At 71.8% G+C, this 18,045-nt stretch carries 13 protein-coding genes; 3 read left to right on the forward strand and 10 right to left on the reverse strand.

Features of this window, described 5'->3' with window-relative positions; translation table 11 throughout:
* Nucleotides 1–10: 10 nt before the first annotated feature.
* Together QMG73_RS09840 and QMG73_RS09845 are read right to left on the reverse strand one after the other, a co-directional pair.
* Nucleotides 11–979, reverse strand: coding sequence for a sugar ABC transporter substrate-binding protein (locus tag QMG73_RS09840; RefSeq protein WP_281893909.1), 969 nt, complete (start codon nucleotides 977–979; stop codon nucleotides 11–13).
* Nucleotides 976–1,746, reverse strand: coding sequence for an MBL fold metallo-hydrolase (locus QMG73_RS09845; protein WP_281893911.1), 771 nt, complete (start codon nucleotides 1,744–1,746; stop codon nucleotides 976–978). The genes QMG73_RS09840 and QMG73_RS09845 overlap by 4 nt, the downstream gene beginning before the upstream one ends.
* Before the next feature lie 131 nt (nucleotides 1,747–1,877).
* Here QMG73_RS09845 and QMG73_RS09850 point away from each other — a divergent pair, with 131 nt between their 5' ends.
* Nucleotides 1,878–2,654, forward strand: a complete 777-nt coding sequence (locus tag QMG73_RS09850; protein ID WP_281893913.1) for an IclR family transcriptional regulator — start codon at nucleotides 1,878–1,880, stop codon at nucleotides 2,652–2,654.
* Here QMG73_RS09850 and QMG73_RS09855 read toward each other — a convergent pair.
* Complete coding sequence (locus QMG73_RS09855; RefSeq protein WP_281893914.1) at nucleotides 2,648–3,841, reverse strand: NAD(P)/FAD-dependent oxidoreductase; 1,194 nt, start codon at nucleotides 3,839–3,841, stop codon at nucleotides 2,648–2,650. The genes QMG73_RS09850 and QMG73_RS09855 overlap by 7 nt on opposite strands.
* A gap of 62 nt (nucleotides 3,842–3,903) precedes the next feature.
* A complete protein-coding gene (locus tag QMG73_RS09860; protein ID WP_281893915.1) occupies nucleotides 3,904–7,440 on the reverse strand; it encodes a S8 family serine peptidase in 3,537 nt (1,178 codons plus the stop codon).
* A gap of 139 nt (nucleotides 7,441–7,579) precedes the next feature.
* On the opposite strand from QMG73_RS09860, the gene QMG73_RS09865 reads away from it, so the two are divergent.
* Entirely contained in the window at nucleotides 7,580–10,120 is a 2,541-nt protein-coding gene (locus tag QMG73_RS09865; RefSeq protein WP_281893916.1) for a right-handed parallel beta-helix repeat-containing protein, read from the forward strand.
* Here the strand turns inward: QMG73_RS09865 and QMG73_RS09870 are convergent.
* The 5 genes from QMG73_RS09870 to QMG73_RS09890 all read right to left on the reverse strand — a co-directional run bounded on the left by QMG73_RS09870 (nucleotide 10,117) and on the right by QMG73_RS09890 (nucleotide 15,444).
* The gene (locus QMG73_RS09870; protein WP_281893918.1) at nucleotides 10,117–10,650 is read right to left on the reverse strand and encodes a LytR C-terminal domain-containing protein; all 534 of its coding nucleotides are present in this window, start codon (nucleotides 10,648–10,650) and stop codon (nucleotides 10,117–10,119) included. The genes QMG73_RS09865 and QMG73_RS09870 overlap by 4 nt on opposite strands.
* Before the next feature lie 78 nt (nucleotides 10,651–10,728).
* On the reverse strand, nucleotides 10,729–12,156 hold the full coding sequence (locus QMG73_RS09875) for an ABC transporter ATP-binding protein (protein WP_281893919.1): 1,428 nt from the start codon (nucleotides 12,154–12,156) through the stop codon (nucleotides 10,729–10,731).
* Nucleotides 12,153–12,953: an ABC transporter permease gene (locus QMG73_RS09880; protein WP_281893921.1), complete on the reverse strand. Its 801-nt coding sequence runs from the start codon at nucleotides 12,951–12,953 to the stop codon at nucleotides 12,153–12,155. Before QMG73_RS09880 ends, QMG73_RS09875 begins: the two co-directional genes overlap by 4 nt.
* Nucleotides 12,950–13,906: an ABC transporter permease gene (locus QMG73_RS09885; RefSeq protein ID WP_281893923.1), complete on the reverse strand. Its 957-nt coding sequence runs from the start codon at nucleotides 13,904–13,906 to the stop codon at nucleotides 12,950–12,952. Before QMG73_RS09885 ends, QMG73_RS09880 begins: the two co-directional genes overlap by 4 nt.
* Nucleotides 13,891–15,444 carry an ABC transporter substrate-binding protein gene (locus QMG73_RS09890; RefSeq protein WP_281893924.1) on the reverse strand — a complete coding sequence of 518 codons (1,554 nt, stop codon included), beginning with the start codon at nucleotides 15,442–15,444 and terminating at the stop codon, nucleotides 13,891–13,893. Before QMG73_RS09890 ends, QMG73_RS09885 begins: the two co-directional genes overlap by 16 nt.
* Nucleotides 15,445–15,571: 127 nt before the next feature.
* Between QMG73_RS09890 and QMG73_RS09895 the strand changes: the two genes are divergently transcribed.
* The gene (locus tag QMG73_RS09895; RefSeq protein WP_281893925.1) at nucleotides 15,572–16,915 is read left to right on the forward strand and encodes an MATE family efflux transporter; all 1,344 of its coding nucleotides are present in this window, start codon (nucleotides 15,572–15,574) and stop codon (nucleotides 16,913–16,915) included.
* Here QMG73_RS09895 and QMG73_RS09900 read toward each other — a convergent pair.
* Complete coding sequence (locus tag QMG73_RS09900) at nucleotides 16,877–17,935, reverse strand: LacI family DNA-binding transcriptional regulator (RefSeq protein ID WP_281893926.1); 1,059 nt, start codon at nucleotides 17,933–17,935, stop codon at nucleotides 16,877–16,879. The genes QMG73_RS09895 and QMG73_RS09900 overlap by 39 nt on opposite strands.
* Nucleotides 17,936–18,045 lie beyond the last annotated feature (110 nt).

Genomic DNA, 18,045 nt, shown 5'->3' on the forward strand with positions numbered 1-18,045 from the left:
CGCGGCGGCTTCAGCAGGTGGGGTAGTACTCTCGGATGTTGGCACTGCTCACCCACTGGTGTTCGATGTAGACGCTGTCGTCCGTGGACTCTCCGGTGTGGAGCTTGCGGGCGAGGTCCACGAGCGCCTGCCCGTACTTCTCCGGAAAGTAGCCGACGGTGCCGATGAACGTCTTCGAGTTGTTGCAGATCTCCTGCCGCGCCTCGATGGTGGCGTTCTGCCCGCCGATGAGAAACGCGTCCTGCCTTCCCGCGCTCTGGATGGCCCGGAACGCACCGACCGCGCTCGGGTCGTTGACGGCGCCCAGTAACAGGTGCTGGTCGCCGGCGAGCGTGGGCAACAGGTTCCGCATCGCGGTCAGCGACGGCTCCAGCGCGCCCTTGCCGTCGACCTTGACCACCTTGCTGTCCGGGAAGTCGGGGAACACCTTCCGGACACCGTCCACATAGCCGTCGGTGCGCGAGCGCACCAGCTCGCCGGACTGCGGCAGCTCCAGCAGCACCAGCTTGTCGACGCTTCCCCACTTCGCCTTCGCCGCCTTGGCCAGCTCCTCGCCGGCGATCTCACCGGCACGCCTGTTGTTGGCGCCGAAGAACACCGCGCACGGCTCGTGCGGAATGTCGATCGCGATGACCTTCTCGCCGAGGCCGGCGGCCTTGAACTTCTCGCACAGGGCCGGCGCGATCTGGGCGTCGGTCTGGAACTCGATGACGACGTCGGCCTTGCGCAGTACCAGGGTGTCCGCATTGGACAGCGCGGCCTGCGGGTCGTACTTGTTGTCCAAGACGATGAGCTCCAGGCCGGCCTGCTTGGCGGCGGACTCCAGGCCGCGGTTGACGTCGGCGACGAACGGGAACTCGCTGGAGAGGCCGGCGTACCCGATGGTGAACGAGTCGCTCTCGCTCGCGCTGCCCCGGTTGCAGGCGACGGCCAGCAGGGACAGCGCGGCCAGTACCGCCAGGGGCTTGTGCCGTCTCATGCGATCACCCCGTCCGGGTAGCGGTCGAAGACCTTCGGGTCGTACAGCGGCACGATGTGATCGGCGACCCGCCGGGTGCGCTCGTAGCAGGCCAGGCCCTCGTACATGTTCTCGTTGATGCCGAGCATCCGGCCGTCTTCGACGTTCTCGTAGTAGAAGAACGCGTCCGAGGCGACGACGGTGCCGGCGGTCGAGTCGGCCTCGACGGCGATGGAGGCCCGATGGTGGGTGCCGGCCCACCAGGTGCGCAGGCCGGGCACGATCTCGTCCTCGTCGTCGAGCAGCCGCACCCGGTCCCAGGCGTCGGTGACCAGGTGCACGAGCACATCACGGGACAGGGAGGTCCAGCGGTTGTCGTGCGGGTGCTGGTGCGTGGTGTGGAAGTGCACCCAGCCCTTCTTCGACAGGCAGATTAGCGCGTTGGTGAACAGCGGGATGCCGGCGGTGGTGTAGAGCTGGAACGGCGTCGCGATGACGTGCGTGACGTCCGCGGGGCGTACCCCGACGCGGTCCAGTTGCGCCTCGATGGTCTCGGTGGCGTCGCGCTCGTAGCGGGAGCGCTCGCCCAGGATCGAGGTCCAGATCTCGTTGAGCGGCGCGAGGTCTGCCGGTGCCCCCGTGTTGACCAGTGCGGTGACGCCGTCGCGCTGGAGCAGCAGGACGTGGAACGACAGCGGGAACCAGCGGTCCCACTCCCCCATCCAGAACAGCTCCGGCCCCGGAATCTCCGTACGGCCGACCGGTAGCGCCCGAACTGTGAAGCTCATGCCGACTCCGTTCGCATACCGAAACCTGGTTTCACGTCGGTGAACAGCACTTTATCGACCACGAGGGCCTTGTCAAGGCGACGAACCTCTGTTCACATATACGAATTACAAGCGACCTCGGGGGTGGAGCCTTGGCACGCGGCGAGTCGGAGGCCGTCAAGTCGGCGCTGCGTGGGCTGGAGATCCTCGACCTGCTGACGCGGCGCGAGACCCCGATGACCTTCACCGAGATCGCCGACGCGCTGGGCTATCCCCGCTCCAGCCTGCACAGCCTGCTGCGCACCCTGGTCCAGTCGGGCTGGGCCGAGCTCGACACCGATACCCGCCGCTACACCCTGGGTATCCGCGCCTGGGAGGCCGGCAACGCGTACCTGCGCGCGGTCGACCTGGCCGACCGCGCCCGCCCGTACATGCGGCGGGTCCGGGACGCGCTCGACGAGACCGTCCAGCTCGCCGTCCGGGACGGCCGGTACAACGTGTACGTGTCCAAGGTGGATGGCAGCCAGATGCTGGTGCTCGCGTCCGCGATCGGCCGGCGCCTGGAGGCACACGCCACGGGCGTTGGCAAGGTGCTGCTCGCCGACCTGCCCGAGGCCGAACGGCGGTCGCTGCTGGGCGGCCAGCCCCTCGAAAGGTTCACCGAAAGCACCATCACCGACCTCGACGCCCTCGAAGCCGAGCTTGCCCTCATCGACGAGCGCGGGCACAGCGTCGACAACGAGGAGTACACCCGGGGCGTGCGGTGCGTCGCGGTGCCGGTGCGCGACCACACCGGACGGGTCGTCGCCGGGATGAGCGTATCGGTGCCGACGATCCGCTTCGACGCCGAGCGCGCCGAGCAGGCCCGCGCTCTGCTGGTGGCCGCCGCGGCCGAGCTGTCCACCGCGCTGGGCTGGCGACCCTACTGACCGGCGCGCGCCATGATGCGGCCGATGTTGCCGGGACTCAGGTACTCCCCGATCGGCGTGCTGCCCTGCAACGCCCCGATGTACCGGGTGGACTCCGCCGGGTCGGCGGCGATCGCGGCGAGCAGCGCCACCTGCTCCGGCCGGGGCGGCTCCATCGCGGCCAGCCGGGTGGTCAGGTCGAGGTACGGCGTGAACCACGCGTCCCGGTGCGCCACGTATCCCGCCAGGGACTCGTCCATGTCACGCTCGCCCGAAAGTCCACTGTGGATCGCCACCGCGAGCGTCTCCGCGCACATGAACGCGTCCATGATGCCCGCCGCCAGGCACGGATCCTTGTGATAGCCCGCGTCGCCGACGAGCGCCCACCCCGGCCCGTGTGACGTGCGGAAGAAGTTGGGCAGGTCGGCGGTGGCCCGCATCCGCTCGACCCGCTCGCCGGCACGTACCCGCGCGGCCAGCTCGGGGACGCGGTCGATCGCCGCCGCGTACTGGCCTTCGACGTCGGTGCGGAACTCCGCGAAGTCTTTCGTCGGGCAGGAGACGAACACGCACGCCAATTCGTCGTTCGTCGGAAACACCACGACGGCGCGGTCGCCGCGGCTGTAGATCTCGCCACCGCCGGCGGCCACGCCCCGGTAGTACGCGTAGTAGGTCGCCGTCAGCGACGGTGTGGCACCGTAAGGCTCCGCGCCGACCTCGCGCGCGACCGTCGACCGCAACCCGTCGGCACCCACCACGATCCGTGCCCGCTCGACGACCTGAGCGCCCGTCCGGTCCCGACCGTGTATCCCGACCACCGCGCCGTCCTCGACGACCAGGCCGTCCACAGTGAACCCTTCACGCACCTCCGCGCTCGCCTCGGCGGCCGCGTCGACGAGAATCTTGTCCAGCACTGTGCGGCGCACGCAGCGCGGGTGCTGGACGCCGTCGACGGCCGGCGCCGGCGCGTGGATGGCGAATTCACCGAAGTCCATCCGGAAGTACTCGTACGGCGGCGTGCCGGACGCCAGCACCCGCTCCAGCAGGCCCCACCGGCGCAGAATCGCCACCGCCGGCACGTGCAGGAGATGCGTGGAAATCACGTCGCTCGGAAACCGCGCCCTGTCGACGACAAGCACCCGATGCCCCTGCCGCGCCAGCAGCATCGCGGTAGGCGAACCAGCGACCCGCGCTCCCACAACGATCACGTCAAACACCGATCCAGCTTGCTGCCCAACCAAGCCCCCGTCAAACCGCCCGCAGCGCCGGGTCAGCGGACGCCATAGGCGCGGATGATCTCCTGGTCGATGCGCCAGCCGGTCTTCGTGGCGGCGCTGGCGCGTACCGAGACGAAGCCCGCCTTCTTCGACGGCTTGAACGTGCCCGACCAGTGTCCGTCGCTGTCCTTGCGGAGGCTGACGGGCAGCCAGGTGGCGCCGTCGTCGTACGAGACGTCGAGCGTCACCGTGGTGACCCGGCCGGTGCCCGTGCCGCCCGGCTGCGGACCGGCGGTGAGCCCGATCCGCTGGGTGGCGCCGGCCCGTACGTCGCCGTGCAGGTCGGTCGGCACGTCGTAGTCGAGCTGGAGCAGCGCGAGCGGTACGAAGTCGTCGGCCTCGTTGGAGCCGGACACGAAGCGCCACTCGGTGTGGGTGCGGGTCGACAGCCGCCACTGCTCGGCCGGGCGGGACGCGTCGAGCACGAGCCGGTACGGCAGGGTGCCGGAGGGTACCTCGGTCCACTGTAGATCGGAGTAGTTCGGGTTCTCGTCGATCAGCTTGTCACCCTGGTACAGCTTGAGGTTGGTCGGTACCTCGCCCCAGTCGATGTCGCCGCCGTGCTCCAGCGGGACGCCGGACGGGCTCCACGTCTTGACGTTGATGGTGAGATAGTCCCGGTACCGTCCATTCTGGACCGCGAACGCGCGGCTGAACGCCGGCCGGGTGGCGGGTGCGAACCAGTTCAGCCGTGTCGTGGTGCCCGCCCGGTAGGTGTTGCGGTACGAGGAGTCGCTCCAGCTGCCCTGCTGGTGGGTCTCGAACCACTCCTGCCCCGGCGTGACCCACTCGGTGCGCGTGCCCGGGTGCCATTCGCGCTCGCGGAAGCCCACCGACGGCGTGAACGTCATGTCGTACCGGAACCCGGCACCCTCGGCGGGCCGCACGGCGTAGTAGTGGGCGTCGATCCGGGCGAGGTTGTCGTGGCTGGGCCGGTACGTGAGCGGGCGGTCCGGCACCTGCCCGGCGTAGTTGCGGGCCAGGTCGTAGACGTACCCGGCGCACGGGGTGCGGGTGAGGCCGAGTTGGGCACCGGAGCGTGCCAGCGAGACCAGGCGCGCGCCCTGATCCCGGTGCACGGTCGCGACCGGGATGGGTGCCTCGCCGACCCACTCGTTGAGCACGCCGATGCCGTCGTTGACGACGATCAGGGCCTTGGCGCCGGCGGCCACCGCGGCGGCGGCGCGCTCTTCGGCCGATACCGCGTCGCTGCGGGTCACGACCGCGATCCGCCCGGCGGCGGGCCGGCCGGCGTACTCGCTCGCGGCGCCGGTGCCCGCGTACACGCTCCGCAGCGTCGCCGAGCCGGCCGTGAACGTGCTGCCCGGCTGGACGACGGCGTCGAACGCCCGGCCGCCCCCGTTGAGGCTGAGTGCCGGCTCACCCTTGCGCCAGCGGGTCACGAGGTCGTAGGAGCCCGGCGACACGTAGAGGTCGTCGTACTTGACGGGAACCTGGTAGCCGCTGCGGTACCCGCCGGCGTTGAAGTCGATTTTGCGTTGGCGGTCCTCGGTGCGGCGCGGTGCCGTGGTCTGGAGCAGGCGCGCCCGGCGGGCGTCGAGCGTGATCGTCCTCGACCGGTCGAGCTTCACGCCGCTGGCGACGAGTACGGCGAGACCGAGCGCGTCCGGCCTCTCACCCGGAACGTCCAGATAGGACGACGCCGCGTAGGTGCCGGGCCGCAGTCGCAGCGTCGTCTCGCCCTCGACGCGGTACGCCGCCGGCTCGCCGGCTTCGCTCAGCACCACCCAGACGTTCGCCGGCTTGCCGGCGCGGTCCCGCACCCGGATGGTGAGGTCGTACCGCTCGTCCTCCTTGAGCAGGCCGAGGGTGGTGCGGGTGAGCGGGGTTCCGGTCGCGGCGTCGGTGCCGGTGAGCCAGCCGGTGAAGCGACCGACACCGTCCACTGTGGGGTCGCCGGTGACCTGGACGTCGGCGCTGCCGCCGGCCGGTACGGTGACCGACGGGCTGCCCACGGTGAACGGGCCACCCGTGACAGCCAGGTTCAGCGTCACCGGGGTCTTGCCGGAGTTGGTGAACGTGACCGGCTTCGTGACCGGGGCGTCTCCCGGCTCGTGCGGAAAGTCGTAGTTGCCGAAGAACGCGGATCCGGTGGCCTGCACGGTGTTCGAGACGGCGGCGGCCACGTCGAGGCGGCCGGTGCCCACCTCGTACCCGCTGTAGTGCCCGGCGAGCCCCTTGGCGCTGCTCATCAGGGCGGCCTTCAACCGTTCGCCGGTCCAGTCCGGGTGCCGCTGCGCGAGGATCGCGGCCGCGCCGGACACGTGCGGGGTGGCCATCGAGGTGCCGGAGAGGGTGGTGTATCCGCCCTCCTGGGCGCGCGCGGCGGTGATGTCGACACCGGGGGCGGTGAGGTCCGGCTTGAGGCCGCCGGTGCCGATGAGCGGGCCGGTGCTGGAGAAGTCGGCGAGCGCGTCGGACTTGTCGACCGCGCCAACGGTCAGCGCGGACGCGGCCGAGCCGGGCGCGCCGATCGTCTCCGGTCCCGCGTTGCCGGCGGCGATGACGAACAGCGTGCCGTACTGTGCCGACAGCGCGTCGACCGCCGCGGACAGCGGGTCGGTGCCGTCGGACGGCGTGTCGTCGCCGAGGCTCATGCTCACCACGTCGGCACCGGTACCGGCGGCCCACTCCATGCCGGCCAGTACCCACGAGTCGTTGCCGAAGCCGCTGTCGTCCAGTACTTTGCCGACGACGAGGTCAGCGCCGGGCGCTACTCCTTTGTAGACACCGCCGGACGCGGCGCCGGTGCCGGCGACCGTGGAGGCGACGTGGGTGCCGTGGCCGTTCGCGTCGCCCGCGTCGTCACCCGGTACGAAGCTCACCGCCTCGTCCACCTTGCCGGCCAGGTCGGGGTGGCCCGCGTCGACACCGGTGTCCAGTACCGCGACCGTGACGCCCGTGCCGTCGTATCCGGCGGCCCACGCCTGCGGGGCGCCCACCTGGGGCACGCTCTCCTTCAGGTTCGCCCGGACGCGGCCGTCGAGCCAGAGCTTGCCGGCAGCGCGTGCGACCGACGCACTCCAGAAGGTGCGAGCCTGCTTCTTGTCCACCCGCACCGCGCTCGCGCCGATGCTCGGCAGCCGCCGCACCACGGTCGCGCTCGGTAGCGTACCCGTCGCGATCAGCGGTATCCCGCCGGCTTTCGCGTCGTCGTAGCCCATCTCCACCAGGTCGGTGACGTTGAACAGCCGCCGATCGAGCCGGTCGGCGTTCACCAGCGGGACCGCCTCGTCCGGCAGCACGTACAGGTCACCGCCGCCGCTCTCGACGCGTACCCCACCGGTGGCGTTGTCGGGACGCTTGACGTCCGCGATCTGCTGGCCCCCGGCGAGCGTCTGGATGGTGACGACGTCACCGGTGATGAGCGTGACCGTGTGTGTCGCTGGCGTCGCGGTCGGCGCGGGCGTCCGCGCCGCGGACGCCGCCGCCGGAAGCACCGCGAGGCCGGCGGCGATCAGCGGCAGGGTCACCGCCGCGGCGACCAGTCGCCGTGTGGGGAAAGACATGATCAGGGTGTATCGCGGCCGCGCTGCCAGGGGAATGTCCGCGCTGTGGCGAGGTTGCGCCATGGCGCAAGCTCGCCAGACGCCGGTGCGGTGGCACGGGCGCGCGCGTACTTGATCGTGGACAGTAGACTCCCCGCCCGTGGCATGGTTGCGTGGTAAGGCACAGGACTCGGCCGGTCCTCGGGTGCTTCAGGTGGATGGCCGGCGGTACTCGACGGTCGAGGCGGCGCTACGCGCCGCCAGGGACGGCGACGTCATCGAGATCGCCGGTGGCACCTACATCGAAGAGCTGGTCGTCGACAAGGCCGTCGAGTTGCGCCCGATCGAGGGCACCGGCACGGTCGGGCTGGCGCACAACGACGGCCCGCTGACCCTGCGCGCCAACGCCACCGTGCGCAGCATCATGATCGCGGTCGGCGACGACGGCTGGGGCAGCGCGCTGGTCATCGACGGCGCGGCCCCGTTCCTCGAGGACTGCCTGATCGGCGCGGGCAGCGCGCCGGCCATCAAGGTCACCGGCGGTGCGGTCCCCACGCTTCGGGAATGCCGCGTCGAGGGCTCCCGGAACGCGCTGGCGGTCGAGGGCGCCGCGGGGCTGTTCGAGCGGTGCGAGTTCGTCGAGTCGAGGTTCACCACGATCGAGGTCTCCGCGGGCGCCACGCCGGAGCTGGTCGGGTGCACGGTGGCCAAGTCCCAGTTCGCCGGGGTGGCGGTGTCCGGCGCCAACTCCGTGGTGACCCTGCGCGACTGCCTGATCGACGAGACGGAGTTCTACGCCGTACAGGTCGAGGAAGGCGGCCGCGCCGTCGTGACGGGCACGACGATGCGGAACAACGAGAACGGCGGCCTGCAGGTGAGTGGCCGCGGCGCGAGCGCCGAGCTGGTGAACTGCACCGTCAGCGGCACGGACGGCACCGGCGTCGACGTCAACGCCCGCGCGACCGCGACGGTGACCGACTGCGTCATCACCGGTGTGGACTCCGGCGTCTCGGTGACCGGCAAGGAAGCGACGGCGACCGTCACCCGGCTGCGCGTGGAAGACGTCCGGTACGACGCGGTGAGGTCCTCGGACCGGGCACGGGTAACCGTCAGTGGCGCCACGATACTGCGTGGCGGAGGCCAACTCTCGGTCTCCGATCGCGCTTTCCTCACCGCCGAGGATGTCACGGTCGAAAGCCCGGAGAGTTCGGGGCTCTACGTCAGCGGTGGCGAGGGCCGGTTCACCCGGTGCCGCGTCACCGGTTCCGGTTCCGGACCGGCCGGGGTCTGGATCGAGGGGGGCCACTCCTTCATCGACCAGTGCGAGGTCAGCGGCAGCCACGGTGCCGGCTTCTACATCGACGACACGCCAAGCGAGACGGCGCTGACCGCCTGCGTGGCCCACCACAACGGCGCAGCCGGCTTCGAGCTGTACGGCGACGCCACACTGACCGCCTGCGCCTCCTACGCGAACGGCGAGCCCGACGACGTCGGTATCCAGGAGGGCGCACCGGTTTCGAGCGATGTCGCGGCCACCGCGGCGGCCGAAGCGGCGGCCGCGGACAGCCCGCCGTTCGATGCCATGGTCGACAACCTCGAAGACAGCCTGTGGACCGTGCGCGGCATCGTCGACGCCAAGCGCGATGACGAACTGTCCGATCCGGACGCCCAGGCCACCGCTGACCGGCTACTCAGCGAGCTGGACGACCGCATCACCGTCCTGCGCGAACTCGCGGACACCGTGCCCGGTAAGCCCCTGACCGACCCCGCCGACAAGGAGAAGGCGCTGGCGGTCGTGGCTGAGCTGAGGGTACGCCAGGAGGCGCTCGACGACCTGCTGGCCGGGCGCCCGATCGCGGCACCGCCGGACGCGGCCGAACCGGCCACAGTGGACGAGCTGCTCGGCGAACTGGAGCGGCTGATCGGCCTGGCCGCGGTCAAGGCCGAGGTGCGCACGCTCATCGACATCATCGTCGTCGGCCAGCGGCGCACGGCGGCCGGGCTCAAGACGCCGCCGCTGAGCCGTCACCTCGTCTTCACCGGCAACCCCGGCACCGGCAAGACCACCGTGGCCCGGCTGTACGGGCGGATCCTGACCGCGCTGGGCCTGCTCGCCAAGGGACACCTGGTCGAGGTGGCCCGCGTCGACCTGGTCGCCGAGCACGTCGGCGGCACCGCCGTGAAGACGAAGGCGGCGTTCGACAAGGCCCGCGGCGGCGTGCTGTTCATCGACGAGGCGTACGCACTGTCGCCTGAGGACAGTGGCCGCGACTTCGGGCGCGAGGCGATCGACACCCTGGTGAAGCTGATGGAGGACCACCGCGACGAGGTGGTCGTCATCGCCGCTGGTTACACCGGCGAGATGGCGCGGTTCACGGCGGTGAACCCGGGCCTGCGGTCACGGTTCGGCCAGGTCATCGAGTTTCCCGACTACAGCCCGCAGGAGCTGGTGCGGATCACCGAGGCGCAGGCGGCCGCGCACGACTACACGCTGCCAGACGATACCCTCGCCGAACTGCTGGACTACTACTCGGCCATGAGCCGGGGCCCCGGCTTCGGCAACGGCCGGATGGCGCGCCGCACCTTCGAGATCATGGTGGCGGAGCACGCGAACCGGCTGGCCCGCGAGGCCGCGCCGACCGCCGAGGATCTGACGACGCTGCGGCCCGAGGACCTGCCGGACGAGTGGACCGACCGCTAGCCGGCCGCGCGCTCGCAGGTGCCGGCCGGCGCCTCGGGCTGGCCCAGGTCGGCGAGGGCGATGTTCTTGTCGGTGAGGCGGGCGAGCTCCACGAAGTTCTTGCCCACGATCAGGTCGACCGCGGCGCCCTTCTTGTTCGGGTCGTACTCGCGGGTCGCCTCGCCGAACAGGTACGCCCGGACGACCTGGGCCGATCCCACGCCCTCGGGCCCGTAGCGCACCATCCCGACGCCGTCCACGTCGGCCTGGTTCGGGTCGTTCTTCTCGGCCTTGGCCTTGAAACCGCGGTCGCTCAGGTCGGCCGCCACGGCGGCCGCCACGCCAGCCCGGCCGGTTCCGTTGTACACGGAGACGGTGATCTTGTCTTCCTGCCGGATCTCGGTGTCGGCGTACGGCTGGCCCGCCTTGCACCCGGCCGACGCGCCGCCGCTGGCTTGATCGTCGGAGAAGACCGTCACCAGCGCGACGATCAAACCGACAACGGTCAGGGCACCGATGAGCACCATCGCACGGACGCGGGCGAAGGTCATACCCGCAGGACGCTCTCGTGGCCACATTGGTTGCACCGTCCCATCCTGCCACGCGGTCCACATCGGGCCTCGCGCGGTTCACTGGCTCCGACGGAGCACGCGACCGTCCGCGAGCGTCACGACCGCGTCGCAGTACGTGGCCACGAGGTCATGGTCGTGGCTGACGACGAGAAGGCTGAGGCCCTGATCCGCGCGGAGTTTGGCGAGCAGCCGCATGATCGATTCGGTGGTGCGGGCGTCGAGTGCGGAGGTCACCTCGTCGCAGACCAGCACGTCCGGCTCCGCCGCGAGCGCCCGCGCGATCGAGACGCGCTGCCGCTGCCCACCCGAGAGCTCGTGCGGGTACCGCTCGGCGAGGTCGGCGGCCAGGTTCACCATGTCCAGCAGCTCGTGGACCCGTCCGGAGACCTGGTCGCGGGTGCGGCGGCGGTGCAGGCGCAACGGTCGCGTGAGCGTGTCGCCGACCGTGCGGGCCGGGTTGAGCGCGCCGAGCGGGTCCTGCGGCACGAGCTGGACGCGGCGGCACTGCTCGCGACCGCGGCGTGCGGCGCTGAGCGGCAGGCGCTGGCCGTCCAGCGTGAGGGTGCCGCGCGTGGCCGGGTGCAGGCCCGTGACGACCCGGGCGAGGGTGGTCTTCCCGGCCGCCGACGGCCCGACGATCGCGATGGCCGCCCCGCGCGGCAGGTCGAGGCTCACGTCGCGCAGGATCGGGTGGCCGTGGCGCCCGGCGAACGCGGACACATCCCGCGCCGACAGCACCGATGAGGCGGCGGGAGCCGGCGCGGTGCCGGCGGGCCGGGGCGTCGCCGGCCGCGTGGGCTCGGACGTCGCGAGGGACGGCAGCTCGACCACGGTGTCGGCGATCTGGTCGACCAGCTCCAGGTCGTGGCAGGCGAAGACCACCGCCAGGCCGCGCTCGGTCGCCAGTTCGCGCAGCAGGGCGCCGATCTCGCGGCGCAGCTCCGGATCGAGCCCGGCCGTGGGCTCGTCGAGCAGCAGCAGGTCCGGGCGGCGGGCGAGGGCGCGGGCGAGGGCCACCCGCCGGGCCTGGCCGCCGGACAGCTCGCCGGGCCGCCGCCGCGCGAACTCCCTCGTCGCGGGCAGGCGGACCGAGGCGAGCACGCCGCCGACCTGTTCGCCGGGCGCGGCGACCTCGCCCACCAGGCGGTGCACCCGCATCCGCGGGTTGAGGCGGCTGGCCGGGTCCTGGCCGACCAGGCTGATCCGGGTACGCCGCAGCACGCGAAGGTCGCGGCTCGACAGCACGAACGGGTCCTGGTCGAGCACGCGCACGGTACCGCCGCGATGGGTGAACCCGGCCGGCAGCGCCCCGACGAGCGCGTGCAGCAGGGTCGTCTTGCCCGCGCCGGACGCCCCGACCAGCGCGGTCACCCCGCCCGCCGCGGCGGTCAGCGTGGCGCCGTCGAGCACGAGGCGACCGGCGGGAGCGGCGACGCCCAGCCCTCGAACGTCCACAATCGGCCCCGGACCGTCCACAATGGTCACCGTGGCACCACCGCCTGGCGGCGCGTGGCCACGGCCAGCGCGTCGGTGGCGAGGCTCACGGTGATGGCGAGCGCCGCGATGGCGAGGCTCGGCGCGATGACCGCCCAGGGGTTGAGCAGGATGCCGGGGCCGTTCTCGCGAACCATCAGCGCCCAGTTGGCCGCCGGGGGCTGCGGTCCGATCTGGAGGAACGCGGCGACGCTGACGACGTACACGGCCTCGATAAAGCGTAGGCCGAACACGGCGAGCATGGTGGCGCGCAGGTTCGGCAGGACCTCGCGGCAGGCCAGCCACCACAACCGTTCGCCGCCCGCGGCGGCCGCCTCGACGAACCCGGAAGCGGCCACCGGAGCCGCCGCCGCGGCCACCACGCGTACCGCGTACGGCAGGCCCACCACCACTGCCGCGACGATCAGGGCGCCGCGGCTGTCGCCCCGGTAGGCGAGCACCACCAGCAGCAGCGCCAGCACGGTCGGCAGCATCATGACGGTGTCGGCGACGCGTTCGATGATCCGGCCGAGCGCGGGCCGCAGCGCGGCCACCGTGCCGATCAGGGCGGCCAGCCCGGTCACGACGACCGCGATGACGAGCGCGGTGAGCAGCAGTTCCCGGCCACCGGCGAGCAGCCGGCTGGTCACGTCGAAGCCGAGCACGTCGCCGCCGAGCAGCGCGCCCCCGCCCGGCTCGGCGTACGGGGCGGTCACCGGCTCGTCGATGGGGTGCGGCGCGAGCCACGGTCCGAGCAGCGCGAGCGTGGCCACGAGCACGGCCGGGGCGAAGCGCAGTAGCCGTCTCATGCCCGCCGCCCCGTCGCCCAGGCGCGCACCAGGTCCGCCGACAGTAGTACCGCGCAGATGGCGGCGCCGGTCACCGCCGTGGTGCCGGCGACCACGGCGGTGTCGCGGTCGAGGACGGCACCGGCGAGTACCGTGCCCACGCCCGGGTAGTTGAAGATGGTCTCGACGACGACGGTGCCGCCGAGGAGCATGCCGACCGACGTGGCGGCGCCGGCCGCGATGGTCGGCAGCGCGCCCGGCAGGACGTGCCGCGTCAGCACCCGCCACGGAGACAGTCCATCGAGGACGGCGGCCTCGACGTGCGGGGCGCGTAGCTCGTCGGTCAGCGCGGCCCGGACGATGCGCGTGTTCCAGCCGATCTGCGGCAGCGCGAGGGCGAGCACGGGCAGCACGAGCATGCTCGCCGACGCCGGCCGGCCGCTGGTCGATGTGACGGTGACGGCGGGCAGCAGCCCCGTCCACAGCGCGAACACGAGCACCAGCAGGCTCGCCACCACGAACTCGGGGATCGCCACGACCACTGTGGACGCGCTCGACACGGCGCGGTCGAGCGGCCGCCCGGGGTGGAGTGCGGACAGGCCGCCCAGTGCCAGCGCCCCGAGCATCGTCACCAGGAACGCCAGTCCCGCCAGCAGCACCGTGTTGGGCAGGTGGCCGCCGAGGATCGCGGAGACCGGCTCACCACGCGCCGACACACCGAAGTCGCCGGTCGCCAGCCCGCCGATCCAGCGCGCGAACCGTACCGGCAAGGGGTCGTCGAGGCCGAGTTGCGCGCGGCGGGCGGCGAGCGCGTCCGCGGTCGCACCACGGTCCAAGGTGGAGCGGGCGGCGTCGCCGGGCAACAGGTCGACCGCCGCGAACACCAGCGTGAGGAGCACGACCAGCAGGGCCGCCCGCCGTGCGAGCAGCCCTGCCAGGTACGCCGATCGGCGCCGCGTCAGGCCGACAGCCATGTCCGCTCGAGCTGGACCCGGCCGTAGCCGCCGAGCTTCGGCAGGTCGCGGACCTTCGCGGCCGCCAGGTCGACACCGTCGGCCATGCCCCACAGCAGGTACCCGGACCGCTCGTACTCGATCTTCTGAAGCTCCTTGAGCCTGCCCGTGCGGACAGTCTGGTCGGCGGTGGCGACGGCGGACTGGTACGCGGCGTCGAAGGCCGGATCCTTCCAGGCGGCCTCGTTCTGCGCGGCGTCGGAGGCCATTGTCTTGCTGGCGAAGAAGACCAGCGAGTCGTTGGTGCCCCAGTACGTGGTGTAGAGGGGCGACTTGAGCCAGGTGCCGTCCCAGAACGCGCTCGACTCCTGCTTGACGACCTCGATTTTGACGTCGACGTCGCGCATCTGGGTGGCGAAGAGCGTCGCCGACTCGGCCAGCCCCGGGATGTCCTCGGTGGTGTAGAGCTGGTACGTCTTCGCGCGGTCGAAGCCGGCCTCGGTGAGCAGCCGCTTGGCCCGCTCCAGGTCGCGGGTGCGCTGCGGCAGCGCCTTGTCGTACGCCGGGTCGGCGGTGCCCAGCACGTCGTTGGCCACCGTGCCGTACCCGGACAGCACCTGCTTGACCATCGCCTCCCGGTCGACGGCCAGGCGCAGCGCCTCCCGCACCCGTACGTCGGCGAACGGCCCGTCCGCAACCCGCATCACGATGGGCATCGCCATGTCGTTGGGGCGCTTGACGATCTGCACGTCGCTCCGGCTCTCGGCGACCCGTGCGGCCACCGCGCCGACGTTCGAGGCGAGGTCGATCTGGCCGGCGAGCAACGCGTTCGCCATCGCCTGCGGGCTCTCGAACATCCGCACCTCGACCGCGTCGAGCAGCACGTCGCCGCCGTACCAGGCGTCGTTGCGCACGAGCCGCGCGTTACCGTCCTGAAAGGACTCCAGCTTGAACGGCCCGGTCCCCGGCGAGCCGGCGACGTCGGCGGTGTCCTTCTTGAGCGTGAACGTGGTCAGTCGCGCCAGCAGCGGCAGCTCGCTGTTGGCGTACGTGGAGGTGAGCGTGACCGCGTTGGTGCCGTCGGCCTGGATCGCGTCCGCCTCCACGCCGGGCAGGCGGGTCTTGCCGGCCGGGGTGTTGCGAAGCCGCTGCAGCGACCACACCACGTCGTCGGCGGTCACCGGGGTGCCGTCGTGGAAGGTGGCGCCCTCGGCGATGGTGAACCGCCACCGCTTCACATCGGCGCTCGGCTCCCAGGTCGCGGCCAGCCGGGGCGCGACGTTGCTGGTCACGCCGGGCACCGTCAGCGCGTCGTAGACCAGGCTGAGGATCAGGAAGTCGCTCTCGTTGTTCTGTACACCGTGCGGGTCCCGGGTGATGGCCGACGCCTTGCCGAGCGCGCCGACCCGCAGCACGCCACCCTTGCGCGGGGCGCCGGACGACGCCTGGCCGGCGGTACCCTGGGCGTCATCGCCACAAGCGGTGAGCAGCACGCCACCAGCGGTGGCCACCCCCACGCCGGCGCCGATACGAAGCAGCTGGCGCCTGGTCAGGTTCACGTTGTTTCCACCCCTCCACGTCATGATCCGTGCAGAGGATTGCCTAACCTAAGGGCCCTGTCAACGGGACGGGGCGGTAGCCACTGCCTGCGGTGATGAAGGAAACAGGTAAGGTCTCGAACCCGAGATGACGATTACCACCCCGACGTTCACCCGCGATAGCCGCCAACTGGCCGCCCTCGCGGTGCCGATCGCCGCCACCCAGCTCGCCCAGGCCGCGGTGACCACCACCGACACGGTGATGATGGGTGCGCTCGGTGCACAGGCACTCGCCGCGGGCGGCTTGGGGCTCGTGCTGTTCTCCCAGGTCCGCACCGTGGGCGTCGGCCTGGTCACCGCCGTGGGCAACCAGGTCGCCGCCGCGCACGCCCGCGAGCAGACCGACGAGCTGCGCGACCTGCTCCGCGCCGGCCTGCTGCTGGCCACTGTGGCCGGTGTCGCCGGCACCGCCGCCCTGGTGGCGATCGGCGCGGTGCTCGGCTGGCTCGGGCAGGACCCGGACGTGGCCGCGTCGACGCGGACCATGCTGGTGGCGCTCGCCCCGGGCCTGCTGCCGTGCCTGTGGTTCCAGGTGATCCGGCAGTACACCGTCGGGATGGCCCGCCCGAAGGCGCTGGTCTGGATCACGGTGGCGTCGGTCGGCGCGAACGTCCTGCTCAACTGGCTCCTCGGCTTCGGCGCTGGACCGCTCCCCCGGCTCGGGCTGGTCGGCATCGGCCTGTCCACCAGTACCGTGTTCCTGCTGACCTTCGTCGCCCTGTACGCGATGACCCGCCGCGACCCGGTGCTCGCGCCGATGCTCGCCCTGGACGCCTGGCGGGCCCGGCGCGCCACGGTCCGCCGGCTGCTCGTCCTCGGCCTGCCGTTGGCCGGGACGTACGGTTCCGAGGCCGGCTTCTTCTCCGTCGTGGCCCTGCTGATCGGCTCCTTCGGCGCCGCCGCCCTCGCCGCGCACGCCGCCGTCAACCAGCTCGTCTACATCGTGTTCCAGGTCAGCATCGGGCTCTCGCACGCCGCGTCCATCATCGTCAGCCGCGAGATGGCCCTCGGTCGCGCCGCCGGCGCGCTGCGCGTCGCGCGGACCGCGCTCGTCCACAGTGTCCTCGCGATGTCGGCGGTGGGTGTCGCGTACATCGCGGCACCAGACCTGGTGCTGCGCCCGTTCCTCGACCCCGGCGACCACGAGGCGTACGCCATCGCGGGCTCGCTGCTCGTCGTGGCGGCGATCCTGCAGTACGTGGACAGCGCGCAGAACCTCGGCGTGGGGCTGCTGCGGGGCCTCGACGACACCGGATCCGGGTTCCGGATGACGCTGATCGGGTACTGGCTCGTGGGTTTGCCCGCGGCCGCGCTGTTCGGCCCGGTACTGGACGGCGGCGCGCGCGGCGTGTGGTGGGGCCTGTTCGTGGGCCTGGCCGTGACGGCCGGGTTGCTACTGCGCCGCTTCCGGGTGAGCGTGCGGGCCCGGTAGCTCGCCGGAGCCGCGCGCGATCAGGCGCGTGGGGACGTGGTGGGTGGTGGGCGGCCACGTCTCGCCGTCCAGGCGCCGGAAGATGAGCGACGCCGCGAGCCGGCCCATCTCCGACGGGTCCTGCGCCACCACCGTCACCGGTGGCTGGAGCAGGTCGGCCAGCGGGAAGTCGTCGAACCCGACCAGCGCCACCCGCTCGTGCAGGCCCAGCGAGCGCAGGGCCCGCAGCGTGCCGATGGTCACCAGGTTCTGCGCGGTGAACAGCGCGGTCGGCGGCGCCTCGGCGGTCAGCATGCGGCGGGCGGCGGCCTCGGCGTCCACCTCGGCGTGCAGGTCGTGCACGATGTGCTCGGCCAAGGGCCGGATGCCGTGGTCACTGAGGGCCTCCTTGTAGCCCTGGAACCGCTGCCGCGCGGTCGCGATCGCGAGCAGGTCGCCCAGGTACGCGATGTCGCGGTGACCGTGGGTGACCAGGTGGTGGACGGCCTGGGCCGCGCCGGCGTGGTTGTCGACCAGTACGGCGTCGACGTCGATGCCGACCGGGGGCCGGTCGACGAAGACCACCGGGGTGCCCGCGTTGACCTCGCCCGCGAGATACCGCTGGTTGTCGCTGGCGGGCACGACCACGAGGGCGTCCGCCTGGCGGGTGGTGAACGCGTGTATGAGCGCCCGCTCGCGCGCCGGGTCTTCGTCGACGCTGCCCGCGAAGATCATGACGTCGCGGTCGCGGGCGACGTCTTCGAGCGCCCGGTGCAGGGCGGACGAGAACGGGTTGGAGACGTCTTCCAGTACCGCCGCTATCGCCGCCGTGCGGCCGTTGGCCCGGCGCAGGCTGCTCGCGGTGAAGTTCGGCCGGTAGCCGAGCTTGGCGACCGCGTCCTGGACGGCCGTGACCTTCGCGGCGGTGACGCCGCCCTCGCCGGTGACCACCCGCGAGGCGGTCTTCGTGCTGACCCCGGCGAGCAGCGCCACGTCACGCAACGTGGGGCGGCCCCTAGGCGCCACCGGCTCTTCGCTCATCTCATCCCTCCGCGGGCAGTCTGCGTCCGCCAGGTAACGATGTCAACCTACTCGACAACGTTGTCAGATTGCTATTGACACACGGCACGTAACAAGAGTTAACCTCCTCG

Origin of the sequence: Phytohabitans aurantiacus, from assembly GCF_027923225.1 — a bacterium.
Lineage (GTDB): Bacteria > Actinomycetota > Actinomycetes > Mycobacteriales > Micromonosporaceae > Phytohabitans > Phytohabitans aurantiacus.